General features: G+C 72.1%; 19 protein-coding genes. 9 read left to right on the top strand and 10 right to left on the bottom strand.

Translation table 11 applies throughout. From position 1 onward, the window contains the following. The 3 genes from EXU48_RS10320 to EXU48_RS10310 form a co-directional block, all read left to right on the top strand. A partial coding sequence (locus tag EXU48_RS10320) for a nucleotide-binding domain containing protein (RefSeq protein WP_328591637.1) occupies positions 1–606 on the top strand: 606 nt, incomplete at its 5' end. Beyond that, entirely contained in the window at positions 600–2,582 is a 1,983-nt protein-coding gene (locus tag EXU48_RS10315; RefSeq protein WP_133107548.1) for a glycoside hydrolase family 127 protein, read from the top strand. The genes EXU48_RS10320 and EXU48_RS10315, both read left to right, overlap by 7 nt. Before the next feature lie 43 nt (positions 2,583–2,625). After that, on the top strand, positions 2,626–3,276 hold the full coding sequence (locus tag EXU48_RS10310) for an aspartate/glutamate racemase family protein (protein WP_133107547.1): 651 nt from the start codon (positions 2,626–2,628) through the stop codon (positions 3,274–3,276). Here the strand turns inward: EXU48_RS10310 and EXU48_RS10305 are convergent. The 10 genes from EXU48_RS10305 to EXU48_RS10260 all read right to left on the bottom strand — a co-directional run bounded on the left by EXU48_RS10305 (position 3,273) and on the right by EXU48_RS10260 (position 17,821). Then, on the bottom strand, positions 3,273–3,794 hold the full coding sequence (locus EXU48_RS10305) for a pyridoxamine 5'-phosphate oxidase family protein (protein WP_133107546.1): 522 nt from the start codon (positions 3,792–3,794) through the stop codon (positions 3,273–3,275). The two genes, EXU48_RS10310 and EXU48_RS10305, sit on opposite strands and share 4 nt — an antisense overlap. A 98-nt stretch (positions 3,795–3,892) precedes the next feature. Beyond that, the gene (locus EXU48_RS10300) at positions 3,893–6,646 is read right to left on the bottom strand and encodes an alpha-L-rhamnosidase (RefSeq protein ID WP_133107545.1); all 2,754 of its coding nucleotides are present in this window, start codon (positions 6,644–6,646) and stop codon (positions 3,893–3,895) included. Then, entirely contained in the window at positions 6,643–9,738 is a 3,096-nt protein-coding gene (locus EXU48_RS10295; protein ID WP_133107544.1) for a glycoside hydrolase family 2 TIM barrel-domain containing protein, read from the bottom strand. Before EXU48_RS10295 ends, EXU48_RS10300 begins: the two co-directional genes overlap by 4 nt. Positions 9,739–9,742: 4 nt before the next feature. Beyond that, on the bottom strand, positions 9,743–10,663 hold the full coding sequence (locus tag EXU48_RS10290) for an aldo/keto reductase (protein ID WP_133107543.1): 921 nt from the start codon (positions 10,661–10,663) through the stop codon (positions 9,743–9,745). Continuing rightward, positions 10,647–11,552 (bottom strand): carbohydrate ABC transporter permease, encoded by a 906-nt coding sequence (locus EXU48_RS10285; protein WP_133107542.1) that lies wholly within the window; start codon positions 11,550–11,552, stop codon positions 10,647–10,649. Before EXU48_RS10285 ends, EXU48_RS10290 begins: the two co-directional genes overlap by 17 nt. After that, on the bottom strand, positions 11,549–12,448 hold the full coding sequence (locus tag EXU48_RS10280; RefSeq protein WP_133107541.1) for a carbohydrate ABC transporter permease: 900 nt from the start codon (positions 12,446–12,448) through the stop codon (positions 11,549–11,551). The genes EXU48_RS10285 and EXU48_RS10280 overlap by 4 nt, the downstream gene beginning before the upstream one ends. 143 nt (positions 12,449–12,591) lie before the next feature. Then, positions 12,592–13,926: an ABC transporter substrate-binding protein gene (locus EXU48_RS10275; RefSeq protein ID WP_133107540.1), complete on the bottom strand. Its 1,335-nt coding sequence runs from the start codon at positions 13,924–13,926 to the stop codon at positions 12,592–12,594. 264 nt (positions 13,927–14,190) lie between these two features. Further along, entirely contained in the window at positions 14,191–15,843 is a 1,653-nt protein-coding gene (locus tag EXU48_RS10270) for a type 2 periplasmic-binding domain-containing protein (RefSeq protein ID WP_133107539.1), read from the bottom strand. 89 nt (positions 15,844–15,932) lie between these two features. Next, positions 15,933–16,850: a carbohydrate ABC transporter permease gene (locus EXU48_RS10265; RefSeq protein WP_207947686.1), complete on the bottom strand. Its 918-nt coding sequence runs from the start codon at positions 16,848–16,850 to the stop codon at positions 15,933–15,935. Continuing rightward, positions 16,847–17,821: an ABC transporter permease gene (locus EXU48_RS10260; RefSeq protein WP_133107538.1), complete on the bottom strand. Its 975-nt coding sequence runs from the start codon at positions 17,819–17,821 to the stop codon at positions 16,847–16,849. The genes EXU48_RS10265 and EXU48_RS10260 overlap by 4 nt, the downstream gene beginning before the upstream one ends. Positions 17,822–18,088: 267 nt before the next feature. On the opposite strand from EXU48_RS10260, the gene EXU48_RS10255 reads away from it, so the two are divergent. Genes EXU48_RS10255 through EXU48_RS10230 form a run of 6 tightly spaced genes read left to right on the top strand, consistent with a single transcriptional unit; the run spans position 18,089 to position 25,309 of the window. Then, positions 18,089–20,593: a glycosyl hydrolase family 95 catalytic domain-containing protein gene (locus EXU48_RS10255; protein ID WP_165962753.1), complete on the top strand. Its 2,505-nt coding sequence runs from the start codon at positions 18,089–18,091 to the stop codon at positions 20,591–20,593. After that, complete coding sequence (locus EXU48_RS10250; RefSeq protein ID WP_133107536.1) at positions 20,590–21,795, top strand: CaiB/BaiF CoA transferase family protein; 1,206 nt, start codon at positions 20,590–20,592, stop codon at positions 21,793–21,795. Before EXU48_RS10255 ends, EXU48_RS10250 begins: the two co-directional genes overlap by 4 nt. Further along, a complete protein-coding gene (locus tag EXU48_RS10245) occupies positions 21,792–22,910 on the top strand; it encodes an extracellular solute-binding protein (RefSeq protein WP_133107535.1) in 1,119 nt (372 codons plus the stop codon). Before EXU48_RS10250 ends, EXU48_RS10245 begins: the two co-directional genes overlap by 4 nt. Next, on the top strand, positions 22,897–23,367 hold the full coding sequence (locus tag EXU48_RS10240; protein ID WP_133107534.1) for a MaoC family dehydratase: 471 nt from the start codon (positions 22,897–22,899) through the stop codon (positions 23,365–23,367). The genes EXU48_RS10245 and EXU48_RS10240 overlap by 14 nt, the downstream gene beginning before the upstream one ends. Next, positions 23,364–24,224: an amidohydrolase family protein gene (locus EXU48_RS10235; protein WP_133107533.1), complete on the top strand. Its 861-nt coding sequence runs from the start codon at positions 23,364–23,366 to the stop codon at positions 24,222–24,224. The genes EXU48_RS10240 and EXU48_RS10235 overlap by 4 nt, the downstream gene beginning before the upstream one ends. After that, positions 24,224–25,309, top strand: a complete 1,086-nt coding sequence (locus EXU48_RS10230; protein WP_133107532.1) for a Gfo/Idh/MocA family protein — start codon at positions 24,224–24,226, stop codon at positions 25,307–25,309. The genes EXU48_RS10235 and EXU48_RS10230 overlap by 1 nt, the downstream gene beginning before the upstream one ends. The last annotated feature ends 506 nt before the right edge of the window (positions 25,310–25,815 follow it).

Below are 25,815 nucleotides of genomic sequence, written 5' to 3'. Positions count from 1 at the left end.
CAGCTGCAGCAGCGCGTCCACCGATCCGGTGAAGTCGTCGCCGTAGAAGCCGAACCTCATCGGGGCGGCCCGAACGCGGCTAGGGCCGCGGAAAGCTCCGGCACCGACTCCGCGCGCCGGTCGGGGCGGACCTGGGACCAGATCCGGGCGGCCGTGGCCGCCGGCTGGACGGCGCTCGACCTGCGCGAGGCCGACGCCGTCGAGCGGGCGATCGCCGCCCATGTCGGCGGCGCGAGCACGGTGTTCCACTCGAGCACCCCGGGCGGCCGGTCCGTGTCGTCCGACGACGTGGTCGCGGGCCTTGCGGAGGTGGGCCGGGCCCGGCTGTCCGCCGCACCGCGCACCCGGCTGGTCGTCTGCGGGGGCGACACCAGCGGGCACCTCCTGCGCGCGCTCGGCGTGGGCGCCCTCGGCATCGAGTCTCGCCCGTGGGGCAATGTGGCGCTGTGCCGCGCGCACGCCCCCGGCGCCGCGTACGACGGCACCGAGATGGTGCTCAAGGGCGGCCAGATGGGCCACCCCGACCTGTTCGAGGACGTCCGGCTCGGCCGGGCGACGACCACCTCCGCCACCAGCGACCCGATGGAGACCCCAGCCCGATGCTGACCGACACCACCGCCAGCCCGCACGCCGTGATGACGTCCCTGCCGCCGTCGTCGGTCTCCCTGGACGGCCACGGACCGCTCGGGCGACTGCGCACGAACGCGCTCGAGGTGACGATCCCCTCGATGGGCGACCTGATGTTCGACCCCGAGATCGCCCACGCCGTGGAGAACTTCCGGATCGCGGCCGGCCGCGCGACCGGCGAGCACCACGCCGCCCCGTTCATGGACGGCGACCTGTACAAGTGGCTCGAGGCCGCCGTCGTCGCCGAGCCGGACGCCCCGGGCCTGGCCGACCGGGTGGCCGAGGCCGCGGACGCGATCGTCGCGGCGCAGCAACCGGACGGGTACGTGCACACGCGGACCACCATCGCCGCGAACCGCGGCGAGGACGTCCGCCCGCTGACCGACCGGCTCCAGTTCGAGACCTACAACCTCGGGCACCTGATGACGCTCGGCTGCCTGCACAAGCGGCTCACCGGCTCGGACACCTATTACGCGGCGGCGTTGCGCGCGGCCGACTTCCTGGTCCGCGCCGCGCAGGAGCAGCCCGAGGCGCTCGCCGACTGCAACATCTGCCCGTCGCACTACATGGGCACGATCGAGGTCTACCGCAGCACCGGCGATTCCCGCTACCTCGACCTCGCCCGCCGCCTGCTCGAGCTGCACGGGGGCAAGGGCGGCGCCGGCGGGGACGACAACCAGGACGTCCACCCCGTGCAGGACCAGCACGTGGCCACCGGGCACGCCGTCCGCGCGAACTACCTGTTCGCCGGCATGACCGACTACGCCCTGGAGACCGGCGATCCCGCCTTCCGTGAGGCCGTCGAGGCGCTCTGGCAGGACGTGGTCTCCGCGAAGCTGTACCTGACCGGCGGCTGCGGCGCCGTGTACGACGGCGCCTCCCCGGACGCCGGGCAGGACTACTCGACGATCACGAAGACGCACCAGGCGTACGGGCGGCCGTTCCAGCTGCCGCAGACGACGGCGTACAACGAGTCCTGCGCGACCCTCGGGTTCGTGCTGTGGTCCTGGCGGATGCTCGCCCTGACGGGCGAGGCGAAATACGCCGACGAGATCGAACGGGTCCTGTTCAACTCGCTGCCGGCGATGATCGGCGCCGAGGGGTCCAGCTACTTCTACACGAACCCGCTGCGCGCGGTCCGGGACCTGCCCTACCAGATGCGCCGGGCCGGCGACCCGGAGCGGACCACGCCCCCGGCCTCGGACAACCGGCTGCGCCAGGAGTACATGACGAACTGCTTCTGCTGCCCGCCGAACATCGCCCGGGTGATCGCGGAACTGCCGTACTACGTGTACTCGCGCTCCCCCGATGCGCTCTGGGTGCACCAGTTCCTGCCCGGCACCGCGGCCCTCACCGTCGGTGACGTGCCCGTCGAGGTCACCCAGACCACCCGCTACCCGAGCGAGGGGACCGTCCGGATCCGGGTGCGCGCCGAGCGGCCGGTGCGGGCGCAGTTGCGCGTGCGGATCCCGGGCTGGGCCCCCGAGGCCACGGTGGCCGTCGACGGCGAGGCGACCTCGGCCGTCGAGGGCGGCTACGCGGTGATCGAGCGCACCTGGTCCGACTCCGAGGTCCTCGTCGAGATCCCGCTGCGCACCCGCACCATGGTCGCCCACCACTTCGTGGAGGAGGCCACGAACCAGGTCGCGATCGTGCGGGGGCCCCTCGTGTACTGCGTGGAGAGCGCGGACCTGCCCGACGGCGTGGGCGTGGAGTCCGTGTACGTCCCGGCGGGTGCACGGTGGCGGGAGGCCGACGGCGAGGGCATCTTCACCGACTACGTCACCCTGCACACGGACGCGGTCCGGATCCCGAGCCCGGTCGCGGCCGGTTCGCTCTACGGGGAGCTGCGCGAGGAGGACCCGGCCCCGCTGCCGCTGACCCTCGTCCCCTACGCCCGCTGGGCCAACCGCGGCCCCGGCGAGATGTCCGTCTGGCTGCCGCGGCTGCGGTGACCGGCACCTCCCGACACGGCCCAGAAAGCACGGAGGCTCCACCATGACCCGAATCTCGTTCATCCACACCGGCGCCGTCGTGATCCCGACGATCGCCGAGCTCGCCGCCAGGCACCTGCCGGGGGTGGAGGCCCATCACCTGCTCGACGACAAGATCGTCGCCGACCTCGGCCGGGACGCCGAGGGCACCGGCGTCCGCGAGCGCCTGCTCGACCTGGGCCGGGCCGCGCGGGCCGCCGGGGCCGACGCGATCATGTTCTCCTGCTCCTCGATCTCCGGGTACGCGGCCGGCCTGGCCGACGAGCTCGGCGTGCCGGTGCTGCGCATCGACGAGGCGATGGCGGACGAGGCGATCGGTGCCGGGGCGCGGATCGCCGTGATCGCGACGCTGCCCACCACGCTGGCCCCCACGGCGGCCCTGCTGCGTGAGCGCGCCGAGCTGGCCGCGCGGTCGCCGGAACTGCACGAGGTGATCGTGGCGGGCGCGTTCGAGGCGGTCTCCGGTGGTGACCGGGCCCGCCACGACGAACTGGTCGGCGCCGCGATCGTCGAGTGGGCCGCGCAGGCGGACGTGGTGGTGCTGGCCCAGGCCTCGATGGCCGGGGCGGCCGCGACGGTGAGCGTGGACGTGCCGGTCCTGACCAGCCCGGAGCTCGGTGTCCGCCGGGCCGCCGAGGTACTGGCGCGCGGCTAGTCGGCGGCGCGCGGCTGGTTCGAGGCGCCCTGCCGCTCGGCCTGCCGCTGGATCAGCTCCTCGACGGCGCTCGGCAGGGTGGTCTCGAAGTCGATGAGCTTGGCCCAGGTCGGGGTGATGACGATCCGGACCATCCGGTCGTAGAGGTCTCGCACCCCGGCCTCCCACTCGACCCGCTGCTCCGGGGTCATCCGGTAGCTGCCGTTCATCTCGAGGTACTCCTCCGGGATGCCCTCCACCTCGTCCAGCTCGGCCCGGCCGCGGATGAACAGGATCTTCGGCGGGTGCACCTCGGTGTCGATCGTCAGCGCCACCGCGGGGTTGTGCCGCAGGGACACCAGTTTCGCCGCGTTCGTGGGGGTGCAGACGACGATCTCGGTCCCGTTCCAGGCGAATCCGACCGGGATGTTCCGCGGCGTGCCGTCCTTCGCGACGTAGGCCATCCGGAGCAGGTCACGGGCCAGGAGCTCCTGGCTCAGCGGGCGGTTCAGGATCTCGGCGATCTCGTTGGGTTCCACGATGGGTCACTCCTTCGGTGTGGTCGGGGCCCGTTCGGTGCCTCGTACCCCGGAGACGGAGCCGACCGAACGTTCTCGACATCCATCGCACCCGAGAACTACGCGGAGTGCATCACCAGACCCGCGGCGGCCCCGTCCACGACCACCCCGTCCACGACCACCCCGTCCACCACCAGCCTGTGCCGCCCGCCGGGCACCCGCAGCTCGACCTCCCCGTGCGGGCCGACCGAGGCCGCCCCGGCCACGGCGCCGCCGGAACCGTCGGAGACCGAGGCGAGTTCCGCCGTCGGGAGGGAGAGCACGCCGCGGGCTCCCGGCGGGAGCTCCACGTCCAGGCTGAACCGGCCGTCGACGAGCTCCCACGAGGTCGCGACCCGACCGAGCGGGGTCTCCTGGGTCGCGGACGCGCGGCTCACGCCGGCGCCCGGGCGGGGCCGCACGAGGACCTCGCGGTAGGCGACCGAACCGGGTGCCCGGTCGATGCCGCCGAGGGTCGCGTAGATCCAGTCGACCACGGCGCCGAGGCTGTAGTGGTTGAAGGAGTTCATGTTCGCGGACTGGAACCCACCCTCGGGGGTCCACCCGTCCCAGCGCTCCCAGATCGTGGTGGCGCCCTGCCGGATCGGGAACAGCCAGCTCGGGTACTCCTCCTGGACCAGCAGCGCCTGGGCGAGGTCGTCGTGGCCGTGGGCGCTGAGCACCCGGCAGATCTTCGAGACGCCCACGAACCCGGTGGTGAGCCGGTTCCCGGCCTCACGGACCAGCGCCACGAGCCTGTCGACGGCGCCCGGGACCTGGTCCGGCGGGAGCAGGTCGTAATCGAGGGCGAGCAGGTAGCAGGTCTGGGTGTCGGAGGTGATGCTCCCCTCGCGCACGAACTCGGCGACGAAGGCGTCCCGGATCTGCTGGGCGAGCGCGGTGTACGCCAGTTCGTCGTCGGGGCGGCCGAGGACGGCGGCTGCCCGGGCCACGAGCGAGGTCGAGTTCGCGAAGTACGCGGTGGCGAGCACGTCCCGGGCCGTCTCGGGGCCGGTGTGCAGCCAGTCGCCGTAGTTGGAACCGACCCGTCGGCGCCAGAGCAGGTCCGGGTTCGCGCCGCGGACGTGCTCGATCCAGCGCACCATCGCCGGGTAGGACCGTTCGAGCTGGCGCCGGTCGCCGTAGGTGTCGAACAGCATCATCGGGATGATCACGCCGGCGTCGCCCCAGGCGGGCGCGCCCTCGCCCATCCACGGGCCGGCGGGGGCGATGTCACCGAACGCGCCGTCCGGGCTCTGCCCGGAGACCACGTCCACCATCCAGGTCGCGAAGAACGCGGACACGTCGCTGGCCCGAGCGGCCGTGGGCGCGAACACCTGCGCATCGGCGAGCCAGCCGAGCCGCTCGTCGCGCTGCGGGCAGTCGGTGGGCACGGACAGGAAGTTCCCGCGCTGGCTCCACCGGGTGTTGGACACGATCTGCAGCACGTCGGGGTTGTCGCAGTCGAAGCTGCCGACCTCCTCGAGGTCGCTGCTGAGCACCACCGCCCGCACGTCCGCCGGGTCCAGGTCGGCGCCGAGCCCGGCGATCCGGGCGTACCGGAAGCCGTGGAACGTGAACCGGGGCTCGAACGTCTCCTCGGCGTCGCCGCGGGCGTAGTAGAGGTCACGCGCCTCCGCGCGGCGCAGGTTCTCCCGGTACAGGTTGCCGTCGGCGTCGAGCGTCTCGGCGTGGGTCAGTTCGAGGAACTGCCCGACGGCGGCGCCCCGGATCCGTAGGCGCAGGTGGCCCACGAGGTTCTGGCCGAAGTCGATCACGGCGCCGCCGTCGGCGTCGGTCCGCACGCTCACCGGCGCCACCTCGGCGACCGTGCGGATCGGCGGGGCGGTGGCCCCGGTGACGTTCGCGGTGTCGTCGCCGAGGGCCCGGGCCCGGCGCCAGTGCGCGTCGTCGAAGCCCGGGGCGTCCCAGCCCTCCGGGCGCCGGCGGGCGTCGACGCCCTCCCCCATGAGCAGGTCGGCGTGCAGCCACTCCCCGGCGGACTCGCGCCAGGTCTCGTCGGTGCGGATCACCTGGGTGGAGCCGTCGGCGAGGGTCAGGTGCAGCTCGGCGAGCAGCGCCGGCGCGTCGCCGTAGAGCCGGCCGGCGTTGCGGGCGTCGTAGCCGACGAAGCCGCTCCACCAGCCGTCCGCGAGGACCACCCCGATGGCGTTCGCGCCGGTCCGCACGGCGTCGGTGACGTCGTAGGTCTGGTAGAAGATCCGGCGCTGGTAGTCGGTCCAGCCCGGGTTGAGCGCGGTGTCGTGGACCAGTTCACCGTTGATGCGGGCCTCGTACAGACCGCGGGCGGTGATCTGCAGGCGGGCCGTGGTCACGGCGCGCTGGGTCTCGAACGTGGTGCGCAGCAACGACGGCGCCGGCAGGCCGCGGGTGTTCCAGGTGAGGTCGTCGTCGGCCGGCGCCAGGAACGCGGCCCGGTCCCGACGGTCGCGACCGATCCAGCGAGCGACCCACGGCCGCCCGAGCCGACCGGTCTCGAAGGTGGCGCTCTCGCCCGCGCCGGCGGCGCCGTGTGTGTCCCAGACCTGCACGGTCCAGGAGTAGCCGCTGTTCGGACGCAGCGCGGCGCCAGCGTAGCCGATCTCGAACTGGTCGGCGGACTCGACCCGGCCGCTGTCCCACGCGAGCTCGCCGCGGCGGCCGGTGACGACGATGCGGTAGGCGCCCTGGCCCCGGCCGTGCTCGCTCGTGCGCAGCCGCCAGGCGAACCGGGGCCGCGGCTCGTCGAGTCCGATCGGGTTCTCGAGGTGCTCGACGCGCAGCGCGTAGGGCTCCAGGGCTCCGGTGGTCTCGGGCTGGTCGGCGGACGTCATGGCTGCTGCTCCTTCTGGGTCGGGACGCTGAACGTCAGCGAGAACCGGGTGGGCTCGGGGTGGATCCGGTACCGGTCGGGCGTGGCGGGCCCGCAGGACGAGCTGCCGAGTCCGTGCTGGGCCAGGTCGAGGTGCAGGTACAGGCGGTCCTCGGGGCGCAGGTCGTGCGGATGCCGCGCGGCGACCAGGGCCTCCGTGGACCAGCGCCGGGCGGTGAAGTCGAACGTCGGGGAGCCGTCCACGCGCAGCCCGGGGGTGCCGGCGCCGGTGAGTTCGAGCCAGCGAGCGAGGTGACGGTTGCCGGTCTCCTGGGGCACCACGTACTCGAAGCCGAGGTCGTCGACGGTCGAGAAGTACCGGCCCACCCTCGCGGCGGCGCGGGAATCCACGTACGACTCCCCCGGCCCCGGCCCGAACCAGGTCGCCCGGGCCAGCGCCGCGGGCAGGCCGAGCCGCACACCGAGCCGGGGCAGGGTCACCTCGTGCTTGCCGTACGGGGTCTCGTGCCACGGGCCGTACGGTGCGATGTCCACGGTCAGGGTCGCGGCCGGGCCCGCAGCCGGGACCGGGGCGGCCGCCACCGTCCAGGTGTACGCCACGTCGAGCCCGAACGGCTGCGTGGCCGGGGCGAGCCGGGCGCGGACCCGGGTTCCGCCGTCGACCGCCTCGACGTCGCGCACCGAGTGCAGCATCCGGTCCAGCCCGACCGCGCGCCACACCTTCGCGAGGTTGTTCAGCTCACCCTGGCCCTTGTCGTTCTCGGTGGGCGCGCGCCAGACGTCCAGGCGCAGCCCGCTCACCTCCAGTCCGCCGAGGGTGAGGAGCTCCCCGGTCCGGGCGTCCAGGACGGCCGACCCCACCACCACCTGCCCCTGACCCGCCGGGGCAGCACCGTCCGCCCGGGGCAGAACCTCAGGCCCTCCTGGCTCGGCAACGTTCTGCCCAAGCCCCGGGGGTCGCGGCGTGGCGAGCCGGGCCTGGCCCCAGCCGACCTCATGGCCCGCGTCGGCCCACGGTGTTTCCCGCGCGAGCCGGGCCGAGACGGTCAGCCAGGTCTCCCCCACGTCGCCGCGCGAACCGGTGCCGGCGGCGCCGTCGGGCAGGCCCAGGTGGACCTCCTGCCCGGGCGCCAGCACCGGCACGTCCAGCCGGCCGGCCGCGACCGGAACGCCGTCCCGGGCGAGTTCCCAGGTGAAGTCGAGGTGGTCGGTGGAGAGCACGTCGTAGTGGTTGCGCACCGTGATGGTGCCGGAGTCGATCGCGAACCGGACCGGCTCCAGGACCTTCGCGAGCTCGAGCAGTCCCGGCGAGGGCACCCGGTCCGGGCGGACCAGCCCGTCGATGCAGTAGGAGCCGCCGTTGGGCCGGTAGTCGATGTCGCCGCCGTGGCGCAGGTACTCGACCCCGTCCGGGGTGCGGCCGTGGAACCCGTGGTCGATCCACTCCCACACGAACGCGCCGGCCATCCGGTCCGAGGACTCCAGGATCTCCTGGTAGTCCGCGAGCGAGCCGGGGCCGTTGCCCATCGCGTGCGCGTACTCGCACAACAGGAACGGCAACGCCCGACGGCGGCGCTCACCCTCGGCGTCCTCCTCGAGTGCCTCCGGGGTCTCCTCGGTGCGCTCGGCGATCGCGGCGAGGTCCTCCAGGGAGGGGTACATGAGCGAGTAGAAGTCGGACTGCGCGTAGGTGCGGTCACGCTCGTAGTGCAGCGGCCGGCTCGGGTCCCGCTCGCGCAACCACTCCTCGATCTCGGCGAAGCCCCGGCCCCCCTCGCTCTCGTTCCCGAGGGACCAGATGATCACGGACGGGTGGTTCTTGTCCCGCTCCACCATCCGGGCGGTGCGGTCCAGCAGCGCGGGCGTCCAGGCCGGTTCGTCCGGCGGGTTGCCCGCCCAGCCGCCGTAGATGAACCCGTGCGTCTCGATGTCCGACTCCTCCACCACCCACAGCCCGAGCTCGTCGCACAGGCGCAGGAACTCCGGGTGCGGGGGGTAGTGGGAGGTGCGCACGGCGTTGATGTTGTGCGCCTTCATCATGAGGATGTCGGTCCGCATCGTCTCGAGGCTCAGGGCCCGACCGTGGTCCGGGTCGTGCTCGTGCCGGTTCACCCCGCGCAGGTGCACCCGCACACCGTTCACGCGCAGCACGCCTCCGGCCACGCTGACCGTGCGGAACCCGATCGCCAGGTCCACGGTCTCCGCGCCGGCGCGCAGCGTGCCGGCGTACAGGCGGGGCACCTCGGCGCTCCACGGCTGCACGCCCTCGACCGTGACCGCGGTGCCGGCGGGCAGGTTCCTCACCCCGAGCTCGGGGACGTCCACCAGGGCCTCGACCGCCACGCCGACGGCGTCGGTGGCCTCGACCCGCAGGGTGCCGGCTCCGGTGTGGTGGTCGTAGTCGGCGTGCACGTACACGTCGTCCGGGGCACCGGCGGGCCGCTCGAGCAGCTCCACGTCCCGGAAGATCCCGGGCAGCCACCACATGTCCTGGTCCTCGAGGTAGCTGCCCGAGGACCACCGGTGCACCCGCACGGCGAGGACGTTGCGACCCGGCCGCAGGGCGGCGCCGGCGTCGAACTCGAACGGCAGCCGGCTGCCCTTGGAGTGCCCGAGCTCCACCCCGTTGAGCCACACCGCGGCACAGGAGTCGACACCCTGGAACCGCAGCACGGTGCCCTCGGCGCGCCACCCGGCGGGCAGCGTGAAGGTGCGCCGGTAGTCCCCGGTGGGGTTCGCCGTCGGGGTGTGCGGCGGGTCGATCGGGAACGGGTACGCGGTGTTCGTGTAGAGCGGGTCGCCGTGCCCGCGCAGCACCCAGTGCGAGGGCACGTCGATGCGGCCCCAGCCGGAGTCGTCCAGGTCCGGGTCGGGCAGTGCCGTTCCGGTCCCGGCGGCGGTCGGGGCGAGGGTGAAGGCCCAGTCACCGTTCAGGCTCAGGCTCGCGGCGTCCGAGGCGAACTGCGCGCGGGGTCGGCGCCGGCCCGCACCGGGCACCGGATCGTCGTGGTACGGGAGCACGCGCGACCCAGCCGGGTCGGCGGCGGGCACGGTCGGGGCAGCGGCGCGGGCGGCGCCGGTGGTGGTCTGCATGGGTTCAGTCGTCCAGGGTCGACGGCGGGGTGCCGAGTCGGTCGATCTCGGCCCAGAGTTCCTCGGGCACCTCGGTGGCGAGCAGGGCGTCCGTCTGCGCGAGGCGCTCGGGTGAGCGCACGCCCACCACGGTCGAGGCGACGCGGGGGTTGCGAGCGGAGAAGTGCAGGGCGACGGCGGCCACGGGCACCCCGAACCCGGCGCAGAGTTCCTCGAGCCGGGTCACCCAGGCCAGCAACGCGTCCGGCGCGGCCCGGTAGGCGTACGTCGCGCCGGGGCGGGCACCGGCGGCGAGCAGTCCGCCCCCGAACGGGGCGGCGTTGAACACGGTCATGCCGCGCTCGGCGGCCTCGGCGATCAGGCCGGCCGCGGAGCGGTCGACGAGCGTGTACCGGTTGTGGGTCAGGAGTACCTCGAACACACCGGTGCGGACGTAGTCGGCGAGCATCGCCGTCGGGCCGGCGGCCACGCCGATGGCTCCGACGGCGCCCTGCTCGCGCAGCTCGACGAGCGCCTGCACGGCACCGCCTGGCCCCATGGCCTCGGCGAACGTGATCGTGTACTGGTCGTGCAACTGATACAGGGGCAGCGTGTCCAGGCCGAGCCTGGCGGTGGACTCCTCGAACGAGCGGAGCACCCGGTCCCGGTCGAACGTGCCGGTGGCCAGGTCCCGGTCCGCCTTGGAGATCACCTGCACGCCGGCGGGGACCCCGCCGAGTTCGGCGATGGCCCGGCCGAGGATCACCTCGGAGCGGCCGCCGCCGTACATGTTCGCGGTGTCGATCAGGGTGTGACCGCCGGTGAGCAGGGCCCTGGCCGCAGCGACGTCTGCGGCGTCGGCGGCGGCGTCGGCCCCGTGCCCGAGACCGGACGTGCCGAGCGTCACCGGGGACGGGGTCAGGAGTGTGTCAGCCCTTGAGCGCACCGGAAGCCATCCCCGCCATGATCTTCTTGCTGAGGAACAGGAACACCGCGAGCGTGCCGAACACGTTCAGGCAGATCGCGGCGAACAACGGACCGTACTGCATCGCACCGTACTCGCCGCTGAAGTTCAGCAGGCCCACCTGGATGGTGGCCAGATCCCGGTTCGTGACGAACGTCAGCGCCACGAGCAGGTCGTTCCAGATCGAGAAGAACTGGACCAGGCCGATGGTCAGGATCGCGTTGGAGATCATCGGTAGCCCGATCAGCCAGAACGAGCGGATCATCCCGGCGCCGTCGATCGTCGCGGCCTCGAAGACCTCCCGTGGGATGGCCCGGAAGTACGCGGCCATCATGAACACGGTCAGCGGCAGCCCCATCGCGATGTAGGTGAGGATCAGCGGCCAGATCGTCTGGGTCAGGCCCAGGTTGAAGTAGGTGATGAACAGCGGCACGAGCAGCATCTGCCCGGGGATCATGATGCCGGCCACGAACATCAGCAGGATCGTCGAGCGGCCCTTCCAGACCATCACCTCGAGCGCGAACCCAGCCGCCACCCCGAACAGCAGGAGGAAGAACAGGGCCGGCACGGTGGCGATGATCGAGTTCCGCACGTTCGAGGCGAAGTCCCCGGTGACCCAGGCCTCGATGTAGTTGCCGAAGTCCCACGAGCTCGGCAGCGCCCACACCGACCCGGTGACGAACTCGTTCTGGGTCTTGAACGAGCTGAGCAGCATCCAGATCATCGGCAGCACCTCGATGGCGACGATCGCCACCACGAGCAGCCGGATCGGGAGCCGGGCGAGGAACCGGCGGGCACCGCCGGTGCGCCGCCGCTGCGGCGCCGGAGCGGACGTCTGCGGCAGGTGACGGGCCGGGGCGAGGGTGGTCATCGGCTGGCCGCCTTATCTGCGGTGACGTCCTTGCGGGCGGAACGGAAGATCACGATCGTCACGGCGAACGCGATGATGGTCAGGGCGAGCGCGAGCGTGGAGCCGTAGCCGTACTCGTTGTAGGTGAACACGGTGCGGTACATGTAGAGGGTCAGTGGTTGGGTTTCGGTGCCCGGGCCGCCGTTCGTGACCGCCAGGATCGAGTCGAAGACCTTGAGCGTGGAGTTGACCGCGAACACCACCGCGGACAACAGCACCGGCAGGGACAGCGGCAGCACGATGTGCCGGATCAGCCGGGCCCCCTTGGCCCCGTCCATCCGGGCGGACTCGATCACCTCCTCCGGGATGTCGACCAGCCCGGCGTACAGCAGCACGGCGAAGAAGCCCATCGAGCGCCAGACGTCCATGAGGATCAGCACCAGGAACGAGGTGTCACCGCTCGCGAACCAGTCCAGCGACTGGCCGCCGAACGACTCGATCAGCGAGTTCACCGGGCCTGGAGTGGGGTGGATCCCGAACAGTCGCTTGAACAGCACACCGACGGCCACGGTGGGCAGGATCACCGGGAAGAAGACGACCGTGCGCAGCAGCGCCGACCCCTTGCGGAGCACGAACACGTACAGGATCGCCAACAGGTAGCCCGCGGCCACCTGCAGCACGGTGGCGACCAGCGCGTACTTGAGCGTGAACGCCGTCGCCTCCCAGAACACCGCGTCGTTGACCAGGCGGGTGAAGTTGTCGAAGCCGACCGGCTCGTAGCCGCGCAGCACGTTGCCGTCGAAGAACGTGAGCCCGAGCGACCAGAGGATCGGGACGAGCTTGATCAGGGTGTAGAAGGCCAGCGCGGGGGCGAGCAGGATGACGATCGCCTTCCGGTCCCCGAGGACGTCCCTCATGTGTGCGCCTTCCGCGTCTGGCGGCCCGCGGGCCGCCGCTGTCTGTGTTCCGGGCGGGCCGTGACGGCTCCGTCACAGGCTCGGGCCCGACGGCGGTGGGTGCGCCGCGTGGTGTGCGCACCCACCGTCGGTGGTCGGTCCGGTTACTCCGCCTCGACCGCGTCCTGGATCTGGGCCATGTAGTCCTCGGGCGAGATCCCGCCGTCGACCAGGCTGCCCGCGCTCAGGCCGGCCGCGTCGCCGAAGCGCTGTCCGAACGGCCCCTCGAGCCAGATCACCGCATCCTCGGCGCTCGCCATCCGCTCGGTGATCTCGGCGACCAGCGGCTCGACGCCCTCGACCTCGGTGTTCTGCGCGAACCCGGAGATCGCGCCCTGGTTCTCCAGGAGGCTGGAGCCGTAGTTCTCGGCGATGCACGCGAGCCAGTCGCCGACCTTGTCGTTGTACAGCGCCGCGGACACGGCGGTCACGGTGCCGGTGTTGGCCGGGTAGTCGTCGATGCTGCCGGCGCCGCCGGTGACCTCGGGGAACGGGAAGAAGCCGATGTTGTCCACGCCGACGGTGTTGTCCTCCTCGTCGTAGACGTTGGAGAGCACCCACGAGCCGTTGTACATCATCGCGGCAGAGCCTCCGAAGAACTCGGCCGTGACCGTGTCCATGTCGCGGGAGACGATGCCCTGGCCGAAGTAGCCGGCCTCGCCGAGGCCGGCGAGTTCCTGAGCGGCGACCAGGTAGTCGGGGTCGGTGAAGCTCGCCGCCCCGTCGCTCACCTGGGCGAGGGCGTCCACGCCGTGGGCCCGGGCCAGGTAGGTGCTGATGTACCGGGTGATCGTCCAGCCCTGTCCGCCGGAGGCGGTGAGCGGCTGCACGCCGGCCTCCTGCAGCGTCGCGGCGGCCTCGGTGAAGTCGTCCCAGGTGGTGGGCACCTCGAGACCGTTCTCGGCGAAGATCGCCTTGTTGTACCAGAAGCCCTCGATGTTGTACTGGAACGGCAGCGAGACCATGTCCCCGTAGATCGTGTTCACCGTGGAGGCGGCCGCGGGTAGCACGTCCTCCCAGGCCCCCAGGTCGGTCAGGGTCTCCTCGAGGTCGAGCAGCGCGCCGGACTCGTACATGTCGCCGCCGACCTTGGACTCGCTGGTGGGCGAGACGAACATGACCGGGAGCGCGTCCTGGCTGGCCAGCACGGAGACCCGCTGGTTCACGTCGGCCTGCGGGATGGTGTCGACCACGAGCGGCAGCGCCTCGTTCTCGGCGGAGCACTGGTTCTCGCTGAGCCGGGTGAGCTCGTCCCGGATCTGCGGGTTCTCCACGGTGGTCAGGAACGTGAACTCGGTGGCCCCGCCGTCGGCGTCACCGCCGCCGTCGCCGGCGTTCCCACCAGCGGGCGCACAGGCCACGGCGACCATGGACAGGGCGGCGAGCCCGGCCAGGGCGGGGACCAGGCGCGTCCGCCGTCTGCGGATCCTTGCGGACATGTTTCCTCCTCGAAACGGGTGATGCCGGGGGATGAAGTGAAGCGATTCAACCGCGATGGTAGGCAGCGATCTCGAAGGCTGTCAAGTCTGTGCGCTAGTGAATGGATATGCGTCCACCAAGGCAGAACGTCTCACCCGAAGCAGTTGGCCACCGGCGACTGCCTCGGGCAGCACGGCCCGCCCCACGGCGCGAGGCCCTGCCTGACGGCGTGCACGACGGCGGCCCGGACGCATCGCGCCGGGCCGCCGTCCGGGGGCACCTCGTCAGTTCGAGGCGTCCCAGGCTGCCTGGTAGATCTCCAGGTACCGGTCGCTCCCGCTCGAGACGAGCGCGTCCTGGAAGGCCTGCCAGTCCGCGTCGCTGTCGATGTCGCGCACGCCGGTCACGAACTCGGCGCTGGCCTGCAGCACCAGCGACTCGACGTTGGTCTGCGCCGTCGCCAGCTCGGCGGAGTCCTCCTCGGGGATCCAGAGGTTCCAGTACGGGAACGCCTCGGTCGGGCTGTTCTCGGCGTACGGCTCGGTGGCCTCGAACAGGCGACGCTCGTACCCGGACAGGTCGTAGATGTCCTCGGACACCACCTGTGCGCCACGGAACTCCGTGCTGCCGTAGTACTGCGCGAGCGGACCCCAGGCCACGTTGGCGTTCTCGGTCGCCTCGGCGCCGCTGAGCCGGTGCCGCAGGTACAGCGGCTCGAGCGACTCGTCGAGCGCGACGTCACCCTCGGCCGGGTAGTCCCAGGCGACACCCTCCTCGCCCCACTCGGCCCGGAGGTGGTTGTCGTAGTCGATCATCCAGTCCACGATCTGCACCAGGCTCGCGGCGTCGGCGTCACTGGCGTTGTTCGTGATGACGAGCGTTCCGCCCGGCACCGACGAGAGCAGCTCCGAGGCGGGCGACCCGTTCGGACCGGCCAGCGGGGCGACCGGGTTGTACTGCGCGTCGCGGCCGTCCTCCTGCCCGATGGTGACGAACACGCCGGGGTGGCCGACCGTCGCGGCCCCGAGGATCGGGTCCCCGGCGATGTCGCCCAGGGCCAGCAGCGCGTCCTGGTTCTGCGTGAACGCCGCCTCGTCGACCAGGCCCTCCTCGTAGAGGGAGTTCATGTAGCCCAGCCCCTCACGCCAGCCGTCGAGGGTGGCCTGCAGGGTGACCGTGTCGCCATCGAGTGCGAGCGTGGCCGGGATCGAGCCGTCGGTGGTGGAGGAGGGCACGTAGACGAACGGATTCATCAGGAACGGCAGCACCGAGTTCGCGCCGGGCGACCCGGAGAGCGGGACCTCGTCCGCCTGGCCGTTGCCGTTCGGGTCGGAGTCCCGGAACGCGGTCAGCACCGCGGTGAGTTCCTCCGGGGTCGTCGGTTGCTCCATCCCGACCGCGTCCAGCCATGCGGAGTTCATCCAGAGCTTCGACGGGTAGGTGCAGTGGAAGCAGTCGTTCCACTGCGGCAGACCCCAGACGTTGCCATCCGGTGCGGTCGCGAGCTGCTCCCACTCGGGAGTCTCCTCCCACGCCGCGACCAGGTTCGGTGCGTTGTCCTCGAGCAGGTCGTTCAGCGGCCGGACCACGCCCTGCTCGCCGAACTTGACCAGTTCGGCCTGGGTGAACTGGTCGACCCACGGGATCAACAGGAACGCGTCCGGGTAGTCGCCACTCGCCAGGGCGATCTGGCGCGCCTCGGACGCGGCGCCGGCATCCCAGGTGGTGGTCTCGAACTGCAGGTCGACGTCGAACTCCTCCTCGAGGAAGAGGGTGAACTCGTTGGTGTTGAGATCCGAGTCCGCGCCCTGCTGGCTGAAGATGGTGATGACGCCGTCGTCGACGGGCTCCGCGGCCTGCGGCGCGCAGGCGCCGAGGGTGAGGGCCAGCCCGCCGACGGCGACGATCGCCGTCGCGGTCCTGTTGCGGCGTGTCATGTGGTGCCTCTCTTCGTCGTGAGGGGGTGCCGCCGGGTTCGACGGCTCGATGGTTGTGGGGTGGGACGGCTGCGCCTCAGGGGCCGGGGTCAGCCCTTGACGGCCCCCAGGAGCAGGCCCTTGGTGAAGTAACGGGCCACGAACGGGTAGATCAGCATCATCGGGACCGTGGAGACCACGATGAGCGAATACTTCAGGAGGTTCGCGAGCTGTTGCCGCTCCAGCGCCGAGGTCGCATCGCCGCCGGCGTCGTTGTTGAGGATCAGGATGTTCCGGAGCACCAACTGCAGGGGGTACAGGCTGTCGTCGCGCAGGTAGATCAACGCGTCGAAGTAGGAGTTCCACTGCACGATCGCGTACATCAGTGCGATCACGGCGAGCATCGGCCCGGCGAGCGGCAGCACCACCTTCCACAGGATCCGCAGGTCGCTCGCCCCGTCGATCTCACCCGCCTCGCGCAGCTCGTCGGGTATCGCGGTCCGGAAGTACGTGATCGCCAGGATCGCCGGCCACACGGCCACCGCGTTCGGGATCAGCAGCGCCCAGCGGGTGTCGAGCATCCCCATCGCCTGGACCACGAGGTAGGTGGGGATCAGCCCGCCCGCGAACAGCATGGTGAACACGACGGCGCCGGTGAGCACCTTGCGTCCCACGAAGTCCGCGCGCGAGAGCGGGTAGGCGAGCATCACGGTGAGGGTGACACTGATGGCCGTGCCCACGACCGTGTAGATCATCGAGTTCGCGAATCCGGTGAGGATCTGCGGACTGCTCAGCGCGACCTGGTAGCCGCGGAGCGTGAAGTCGACCGGCCACAGGAAGACCCGGCCCGCGGACACCGCCGCGGGGCTGCTGAAGGAACTGACCACGATGTACCACAGCGGCAGCAGCACCACGAGCAGGAACGTGACGAGCAGGATGTAGACGCCGACCAGGAAGAACCGGTCCACCCGGGACTCCCGCACCCGGGTCGGTCGGCCGGCCCCGCGGACCCTCGTTGCGATGCTCACCAGAGCCCACTTCCCGTCACACGCTTGGACACGGCGTTCACGCTGAGCATCAGCACGAGGTTGATGACCGAGTTGAACAGCCCGACGGCGGTCGCGAGGCTGAAGTCGGCGTTCTGGATGCCGATCTTGTAGGTGTAGGTGGCGATGATCTCCGACTGCGACAGGTTCAGCGGGTTCTGCAGCAGGAACGCCTTCTCGAAGCCGACGGCCATGATGCTGCCGACGGAGAGGATCAGGACCACGACCACCGTCGGCATGATGCTCGGCAGGTCCACGTGCCAGATCTTCTGCAGCCGGTTCGCGCCGTCGACCTTGGCCGCCTCGTAGAGGCCCGGGTCGACCCCGGCCAGCGCGGCGAGGTAGATGACCGCCGAGTAGCCGGCCGTCTGCCACACCTCGGTCCAGACGTACACATGGCGGAAGAAGTCCGGCTGGGCCAGATAGTCGGTGGTCGGCAGCCCGAAGAACCCGGTGAACTCGCTGATCAGACCGATGCGGGGCGAGAGGATCAGGATCGCCATCGAGACGACGATGACGGTGGAGATGAAGTACGGCGCGTACGTGACCATCTGGACGGTGCGCTTGAAGAACCGCGACCGGACCTCGTTGAGGGCGAGCGCGAGGATGATCGGGATCGGGAAGCTCGCGATCAGCGCGTACAGGCTCAGCAGGAACGTGTTGCTGACCACCGTGGTGAACATCGGGTTCGAGAAGAACCGCTCGAAGTGCTCCAGGCCCACCCACGGGCTCGCCCAGATGCCGGCGATCACGTTGTAGTCCTTGAACGCGATGACCGCATTCGCCATCGGCACGTACTTGAACAGTGCGAAGTAGACCAGCGGCGGCAGCACCAGCACGTAGAGCTGCCAGTGCCGTCGGACCGATCTGCGCAGACGCCCGGGGCGCGGCTTCTGCCTGACCGGCGGCTTGGTGGTCGCCGCCAGGGCCGGCAGGGGTGGCGCCTGCGTCATCGCTGTTCCCACGCCCGTGTGTGCACCGCTGAAGGCTCCTCTCGATGAGCGCTGGCCGTGGCGCGTGCTCCCGGGGGGCTGGTCTCGCGCACCTGTGACCTCGTCGTCAGGTGAATCGTTTGTCTGGATGCTAGCCAGTCGATCGACGAGAGCGCAACCCCGCAATCTCGTTGAGTTGCAATACCAATCGGAACAGGGGTTGCCAGCCATGCCCTCGGACCGTCTATGGTGTCTCTCACTCAGTAAAATCGATTCTCCGAGGTGACGGTGTCGTCAGTGTTCTCGTCCGAGGTCTCGCCGAGCCGGGCGACGCCGTCGGCCCATCCGGTCCACCGGCTCGAGTTCGCCAGCCCCGCGTCCGAGTGGGTCGAGGCGTTGCCACTCGGCGACGGCCGGCTCGGCGCGATGGTATATGGAGGCGAGCAGGAGGAGCTGGTCTGGCTCAGCGAGGGTTCGGTCTGGTCCGGACCACCGCGCCGACCGGCGGAGCACCCGGTGACCGCCGAGGCAGCCCGGGCCGCCATCGCGGCCTCGCGGGCGGCGATCGCGGCCGGTGACCACGTCGGCGCCGAGGAGGCGCTGCAGGCGCTGCAGCACTCCTACCCGCAGTCCTTCCAGCCGCTGGCGAGGCTGCGCCGCACGGTGGGCGCTCCCACCCCCGAGCCGGCGCCGCAGGCCGAGGTGATCCCGGAACGCGACCACGTCGACACGCCCGGATCGGCCTCCGGGTATGCCCGCGGCCTCGACCTGCGCTCCGCGACGGCCTGGACCCGGGCCGCCGCCGTGTCCCAACGCGCGTACGTGAGCGCCCCCCACCAGGTCCTGGTGCTCGAGGTCTCCGCCTCGGGGCGACCGGTCTCGTTCGTGCTCGACTCCCCACTGCGCCTGGAACAGGCCGGGGCCGACGGGGCCGAGGCCTGGGCCGTCGTGCGGGCGCCGGACGACGTCGTGCCCGCCTACCAGCGCGAAGCCGACCCCGTGCGGTGGGCGAGCGACCCGCGCGGCGTGCAGGCCGCCGTCGTGCTCCGCGGCGTCGGTGACGGCGTGCGCACCCGCGCCACGCCCGCGGGCGTGGTCGTGGAGGTCGACGGCGATGCCACCCTGGTCCTGGCCGTGCGGACGACCTTCACGCGGCTCGGGCACGATCCGGGAGCCGACGTCGCGCCGGCGCTTGCCCGCGCCCGGGAGCTCGCCCGGACCGCCGCCGCGGCCGGGACCGAACGGATCCACGCCGACCACGTCGCGGCCCATCGGGCGCTCTACGACCGCGCCGAGCTGCGGCTCGGCGTCGCCCCCGAACCGGCCCCGGGTGCCGCGGCCGATACCGACGCCCTGCTCGACGCGGCCGCCGACGGTGCCGGCGCCCACGCCGGCGCCGCGCCCGAGCTGGTCGCGCTGCTGTTCCAGTACGGGCGCTACCTGCTGATCTCGAGCTCGCGCCCGGGTGGGACACCGGCGAACCTGCAGGGGATCTGGAACCAGCAGCGACAACCACCGTGGAGCTCGGACTTCACGATGAACATCAACCTCGAGATGAACTACTGGCTCGCCGAGACCACCAGCCTGCCCGAGTGCGCCGAGCCGCTGTTCGACCTGGTCGAGGCGTTCGCCGAGCGGGGCCGGGAACCCGCCACGCGGATCTATGGCTCCTCGGGCTGGGTCGCGCACCACGCGAGCGACATCTGGGCGTTCGCCGACCCGATGGGCGACGGCACCCACGACCCGGCCTGGGCATTCTGGCCGTTCGCCGGGGTCTGGCTGACCTCCCACCTCGTCGACCGGGTCACCTTCAGCCACGACCCCGAGGCGGCCCGGCGGTTCTGGCCGACCCTGTGCGGCGCGGCCAGGTTCGTCCTCGACTGGCTGGAGCCACGGCCGGACGGCACCCTCGGCACGTCCCCGTCCACGTCACCGGAGAACCGGTTCGTGGCCCCCGGCACCGACCGCACCAGCTCGGTGGCCGCCGACGCCACGATGGACCTCGAGCTGTCCCGGCACCTGCTCCGCTCGCTGCTGCGACTGGGGGACACGTACGGGCTGCGCGCCGGGAGCGAGGCGCTGTGCGCCGAGGCCGAGGCGGCGCTGCCCCGGATCGCGTCGGTCGGCGTCGACCCCGACGGCCTGCTGCGCGAGTGGGGCGACGTCGAGGAGATGGCGGACCCGCACCACCGACACATCGCCCATCTGGTCGGCATCCACCCGACCGACGTGCCGCCGTCGGACCTCCACGCCGCGGCGGCGAGTCGCAGCCTGGACGCCCGTGGCGACGAGGGCACCGGCTGGTCGCTCGCCTGGAAGCTCGCGATGCGCGCCCGGCTGCGCGAACCGGAGGCCGTGGGCAGGCTCCTCGACCTGTTCGTGCGCCGGAACGTGGAGATCGAGCCCGGCCCCACCGGTGGTCGGTGGCGGGGCGGCCTCTACCGCAACCTCTTCTCGGCGCACCCACCGTTCCAGATCGACGGCAACCTCGGCGTGGTCGCCGCACTCACCGAGTGCCTGCTCCAGTCGCACGCCGGGTACCTCGACCTGCTGCCCGCGCTCCCGCCGGACCTGCCCGACGGCGACGTCCGCGGCCTGCGCGCCCGCGGCGACCTGGAGGTCGACCTGAGCTGGCGCGGTGGCCGGCTCACCGAGGTCCGGATCACCTCCGATGCCCCCGCCACCCGCCGGCTCCGGGTGGTGGACGGGGCGCATGAACGTCTGCTCGAGCTACCCCCCGGTGCGACCGTGCGCCTGACCGCCTCAGACCTCTCCCAGGAGCGACCCTCATGACAGCCTCCCAGCCGGGCCTGCCCCGCCCGTTGGACGGATTCCTGGTCCTCGACTTCAGCCAGTTCCTCGCCGGGCCGGTGGCCGCGCTGCGGCTCGCCGACCTCGGCGCGCGGGTCATCAAGATCGAACGCCCGGGCATCGGGGACATCGGCCGTGGCCTGGCCTTCGCCGGGGCCCGGGCGGGCGAGGACACCGTGTCCTTCCACGCGATGAACCGCGGCAAGCAGAGCGTGGCCGCGGACCTCAAGGACCCCGAGCAGCTCGCGTTCGTGCGGGAACTGGTGGAGCAGGCCGACGTGGTCGTGGAGAACTTCCGTCCCGGGGTGATGACCCGGCTCGGCCTGGACTACGAGACGGTCCGGGAGGTCAACCCCGGCGTGGTCTACGGCTCGATAACGGGGTACGGCGACGACGGGCCCTGGCGTGACCGCCCCGGCCAGGACCTGCTCGCCCAGTCGATCTCCGGCCTGCCGTGGCTGCAGGCGGACCCGGACCCCAGCCCGTTCGGGATCTCGATCGCGGACCACCTGGCCTCCTGCCACCTGGCGCACGGGATCACGGCTCTGCTGCTGCGGCGGCTGCGCACCGGAGTCGGCGGTCAGGTGCAGACGTCCCTGCTGGAGGCGATGCTCGACCTGCAGTTCGAGATGCTCTCGGTGCGGATGACGCAGCCGGAGGCGGTCACCCCGCGGCCCCGCGGCCCGCACAGCGCGCACACCTACCTGCCCGCCCCCTACGGCGTCTACCCGACCGCCGACGGGTACCTGTCGATCGCGATGAACCCGGTGCCCCAGCTCGGCGCCCTGCTGGAGATCCCCGAGCTGGTCGAGCTGACCGACCCGGAGACCTGGTGGGAGCAGCGCGGCCGGATCGAGGAGCTGCTCGCCGCCCGGCTGCGGACCGGCAGCACCGCGGCCTGGCTCGAGGTCCTGGATGCCGCCGACGTGTGGTGCGCGCCGCTGCACACCGTCGACGAACTCGTCGCGCACGAGGGGTTCCGGGCGATCGACATGGTGCAGACGCTGCGGCGCGACGAGGCGGACGGTACGCGCACCGAGGTCACCACCACCCGGCTGCCGATCCGCCTCGACGGCGAGCGGCTCTGGGGCGGCGACGCCGCACCACTGCTCGGCGCGGACACCGACCGGGTCCGCGAGGAGCTGGCGCCGAACCGGGAGCCGGTGGCCGGGAGCGTGCCGTGACCGTCCGGCTGCGCGGCATGACGTGGGACCACGAGCGTGGCCGGGACAGCGTCGTGGCGGCCGCCGCCGCCCACACCGCCGCCGGCCACGACGTCGAGGTCACCTGGGAGGTCCGCTCCCTGCAGGCGTTCGCCGACCAGGGCCTGGAGTCGCTGGCCGAGTCCTACGACCTGCTCGTGATCGATCACCCGCACATCCCGCAGGCGGCCCGGGCCGGGCTGCTGGCGGCGCTGCCCGACGGCGAGGGGCCGGCCGCGTTCGTCGGTCGCAGTTTCTCCAGCTACCGGTGGGACGGCGCACAGTACGGCCTGGCGATCGACGCCGCCGCGCAGGTCGCGGCGTACCGGCCCGACCTGTTGCCGGCGCCGCCGCGGACGTGGCCGGAGGTCCTCGACCTCGCCCGCGCCGGAGCGGTGCTCTGGCCTGCGAAGCCGATCGACGCCTTCGCCTCGACGTTCACCCTCACCTCCGGGCTGCAGGGCGCCGACGCCGGACGGTCCGGTTTCGCGGACCCGGACGCCTTCGCGCGGGCGTGGGACCTGCTCGGGCGGCTGCGCGACCTCGTGCCCGAGGCCTGCCTGGGTGAGAACCCGATCCAGACCGCCGACCGGCTGGCCACCTCCGACCGGTGGGCCTACGCCCCCCTGCTCTACGGGTACAGCAACTACGCACGGCCGGGCTTCCGCGACCACCCCGTGCACTGGAGGGACATCCCCGAGATCGACGGGGAGCCCCGTGGCTCGATGCTCGGCGGCGCCGGGCTGGCCGTGTCCGCTCGCACCCAGCACCCCGCGGAGGCGATCGCGTTCGCGACCTGGGTCGCCTCCGGTGAGGCCCAACGGGGCGTGTACGCCCTCGGCGGCGGGCAGCCCGGGCACGTGGCCGCCTGGTCCGATGCGGGCCTCCACGAGCTGACCGGCGGATTCTTCGCCGACACCCGCCGCACCCTGGAGCTGGCGAGTCTGCGGCCACAGCACCCCGGCTACATGGCCGTGCAGGACGCGGCCTGCGAGCGCGTGCACCGCGGTCTGACCGGCCGCGAGCCGGCCGCCCCGGTGCTGGAGGACCTGGACCGGATGTTCACAGCGTTGGGAGTGGCACATGCAGGTGGTTGACCGGTACCTCGAGCAGTACGAGGTCGGGGAGGTGCGGCGCACCCTGGGGCGCACGATCACCGAGGCGGACGTGGTGCTGCACGCCGGGCAGACCGGCGACTTCTTCCCGCACCACATGGACGAGCGCTGGTGCGTGGAGGAGGCCGGGCTGGCCGGCCGGATCGCGCACGGCACCCTGATCGTCTCGGTCGCCGTCGGCATGACCGCGGGCGACGTGAACCCGCAGGCGATGAGTTACGGGTACGACCGGATCCGGTTCGTCAAGCCGGTGTTCCTGGGCGACACGATCACGGTCGAGGCCGAGATCGTGGAGGTGACCGACCACCCGCGCCGGTCCGAGCTCGGCCGCGTCGACGAGCGGGTCACGGTCACCAACCAGCACGGCGATACCGTGCTGTCCCTGGTGCACCTGTACGTCGTCAACAAGCTCGTCAACAAGCGAGGTGAACACGTGTGATCGATACCCATCTGCACGTCTGGGACCGGTCCCGGTCCCGGTATCGATGGCTCGACGGCGCCCCCGAGCCGCTGCGGTCGGACCACCCCCTCGAGCAGGGCCTCGCGGCGCTGGCGCCCTACGGCGTGGAGCGTGCCATCCTGGTGCAGGCGGACGAGACCCTCGACGAGACCACCTACCTGCTTGAGCTGGTCGCGGCCGAGCCCCGCCTGGCCGGAGCCGTGTGCTACCTGCCGCTGGAGGATCCGGACACCGTGGCGCGGGAACTGCCGCGCCTGGCGGCGACCGCCGGATTCGTCGGGGTCCGCAACCTCAGCCACGACCGGCCGGACCCGGACTGGATCCTCGGCGCCGAGCAACGCCGAAGCATCGGGCTCCTCGAGGAGGCCGGCGTCCCGCTCGATTACGTGTCGGTGCTGCCGCGGCACCTGGAGAACGTCGTCACGCTCGCCGGAGAACACCCCGGGCTGACCGTGGTCCTCGACCACCTCGGCAAGCCACCGGTCGGACGCGACGACGACTACCGCCGCTGGACCGACCGACTCGCCGACGCGGCGGCGCTGGCGAACGTGGTCGCGAAGGTCTCGGGGATCTACCCTGCCGAACCTGCCGAACCTGCCGAACCTGCCGCCGGGGCGGTCACCCCCGAGCAGCTGGACTCGGTGCTGACCATCGCGCTCGCGACGTTCGGGCCGGACCGGCTGATGCTCGGCAGCGACTGGCCGGTGAGCACGGTCTCCGGCGGCGCCGACGCCACGATGAGCGTGCTGGTGGGGGCCGTCGACCGGTTGCCCCGGGAACAGGCCCTGGCCCTGCGCCGCGGCACCGCCACCCGCGTGTACGGACTCGGCGCCTGATGCTCCCCGAACGCGAGCCGGACCCCGCCTACCTGGTCGACCCCACCGGTCGCGGGGGCCTGCCCGCCGGGGCGCTGCCGATCGTCCTGGTGGGCGCCGGCGGGATCGCTCGGGACGCGCACCTACCCGCCTACCGCAAGGCGGGCCTGGCGGTCGCGGCCGTCGTCGACCTCGACGTCGACCGGGCCCGCGAGCTGGCCGCGGAGTTCGGCGTGCCGACCACTCACCCGGACATCGCGGCCGCGGTGGCCGCCCACGGGACCGGGGTCGTCTACGACGTGGCGGTCATGCCCGGTGCGTTCGCCTCGATCCTCGAGGCCCTGCCCGACGGCGCGGCGGTGCAGCTCCAGAAGCCGCTCGGCTACACCCACGCGCAGGCGCGCGAGCTCGTCGACCTCATCGGGCGCAAGCGGCTCACCGCCTCGGTGAACACCCAGCTGCGGTTCGCGCCGCACGTGGCCGCCGCCCGCCGGCTGATCGCGGACGGCGCCATCGGTGAGCTGATCGACCTCGAGGTCCTGGTCCGGGTCGAGACCCGTTGGGAGCTGTTCCCCAGCGTGTTCGAGCTCGACCGGATGGAGATGCCGATGCACTCGGTCCACTACGTCGACCTGGTGCGCTCGTTCGTCGGCGACCCGTCCGGCGTCAGCGCGGTCACGGTGCGGCACCCGGACAAGCCGCTGGCCAGCACCCGCAGCGCGTACCTCCTGCACTACGCGGACCGGCCGCTGCGGGTCACGATCAGCACGAACCACGACCACACGTTCGGGCCCGAGCACCAGGAGGCGGCCGTGCTGTGGCACGGCACCGCGGGGGCGATCCGCGCCCAGCTGGGCCTGCTGCTGGACTACCCCCGCGGCGGGCCGGACCTGCTCGAGGTCAACACCGGCACCGGGTGGCGGGCCGTCGAGGTCGAGGGGTCCTGGTTCCCGGACGCCTTCGGCGCCACCATGGGTGCGCTCCAGCGCTACGTCACCGGAGCGTCCCGGACGCTGCCGACCGCAGCCTCTGACGTGCTGCGCACGATGGCCGTGCTGGAGGCCGCGCACGAGGCGAGCCGGGCCGGCGGCCACCCGCTGCCGTGAGCCGACCCCCCGCCGTCGCTCCCGCGGCACCCCCCGCCGTCACCCTCGCCCGACCCCCCGCCGTCACCCCCACCCGGCCCCCCGCCGTCGACCTCGCCCGACCCCCCGCCGTCACCCCCACCCGGCCCCCCGCCGTCGACCTAGCACCTGCGCTCCTGAGATCGGACCTGCGGGCGTGCGATCTCGATGCGGCATGTGCTAGGTCAGCGCCGTGGACACCGAGCAGTGCGCGGCGCGGGAGGTGCGCGCTGCGCGGTTTATCACGACGCGGACGGCCGCCTGCCCTCCCAGCCCGACCCCCCGCCGTCGACCCTGCACAACCCCAAGCCGCCAACCCCGCGCAACCCCAAGCCGCCAACCCCGCCCGATCCTCCGCCGTCGACCTAGTACCTGCGCCCCTGAGATCGGACCCGCAGGTGTGCGATCTCGATGCGGCGGGTACTAGGTCAGCGCCGTGGACACCGAGTTGCGCGTCCTTGGCCGAGAGCAGCGCGCGGCGCCGGAGG

Origin of the sequence: Occultella glacieicola, assembly GCF_004353825.1 — a bacterium.
Classification (GTDB): Bacteria; Actinomycetota; Actinomycetes; order Actinomycetales; family Beutenbergiaceae; genus Occultella; species Occultella glacieicola.
This window is presented reverse-complemented; position numbering and strand designations above follow the sequence as displayed.

Excerpts from the sequence above, each read along its gene's own strand:
- EXU48_RS10270 (WP_133107539.1), bottom strand. The coding sequence starts at position 15,843 with ATGACACGCCGCAACAGGACCGCGACGGCGATCGTCGCCGTCGGCGGG.
- EXU48_RS10240 (WP_133107534.1), top strand. The coding sequence starts at position 22,897 with ATGCAGGTGGTTGACCGGTACCTCGAGCAGTACGAGGTCGGGGAGGTG.
- EXU48_RS10300 (WP_133107545.1), bottom strand. The coding sequence starts at position 6,646 with ATGACGTCCGCCGACCAGCCCGAGACCACCGGAGCCCTGGAGCCCTAC.
- EXU48_RS10230 (WP_133107532.1), top strand. The coding sequence starts at position 24,224 with ATGCTCCCCGAACGCGAGCCGGACCCCGCCTACCTGGTCGACCCCACC.
- EXU48_RS10310 (WP_133107547.1), top strand. The coding sequence starts at position 2,626 with ATGACCCGAATCTCGTTCATCCACACCGGCGCCGTCGTGATCCCGACG.
- EXU48_RS10315 (WP_133107548.1), top strand. The coding sequence starts at position 600 with ATGCTGACCGACACCACCGCCAGCCCGCACGCCGTGATGACGTCCCTG.
- EXU48_RS10275 (WP_133107540.1), bottom strand. The coding sequence starts at position 13,926 with ATGTCCGCAAGGATCCGCAGACGGCGGACGCGCCTGGTCCCCGCCCTG.
- EXU48_RS10280 (WP_133107541.1), bottom strand. The coding sequence starts at position 12,448 with ATGAGGGACGTCCTCGGGGACCGGAAGGCGATCGTCATCCTGCTCGCC.
- EXU48_RS10250 (WP_133107536.1), top strand. The coding sequence starts at position 20,590 with ATGACAGCCTCCCAGCCGGGCCTGCCCCGCCCGTTGGACGGATTCCTG.
- EXU48_RS10295 (WP_133107544.1), bottom strand. The coding sequence starts at position 9,738 with ATGCAGACCACCACCGGCGCCGCCCGCGCCGCTGCCCCGACCGTGCCC.
- EXU48_RS10285 (WP_133107542.1), bottom strand. The coding sequence starts at position 11,552 with ATGACCACCCTCGCCCCGGCCCGTCACCTGCCGCAGACGTCCGCTCCG.
- EXU48_RS10260 (WP_133107538.1), bottom strand. The coding sequence starts at position 17,821 with ATGACGCAGGCGCCACCCCTGCCGGCCCTGGCGGCGACCACCAAGCCG.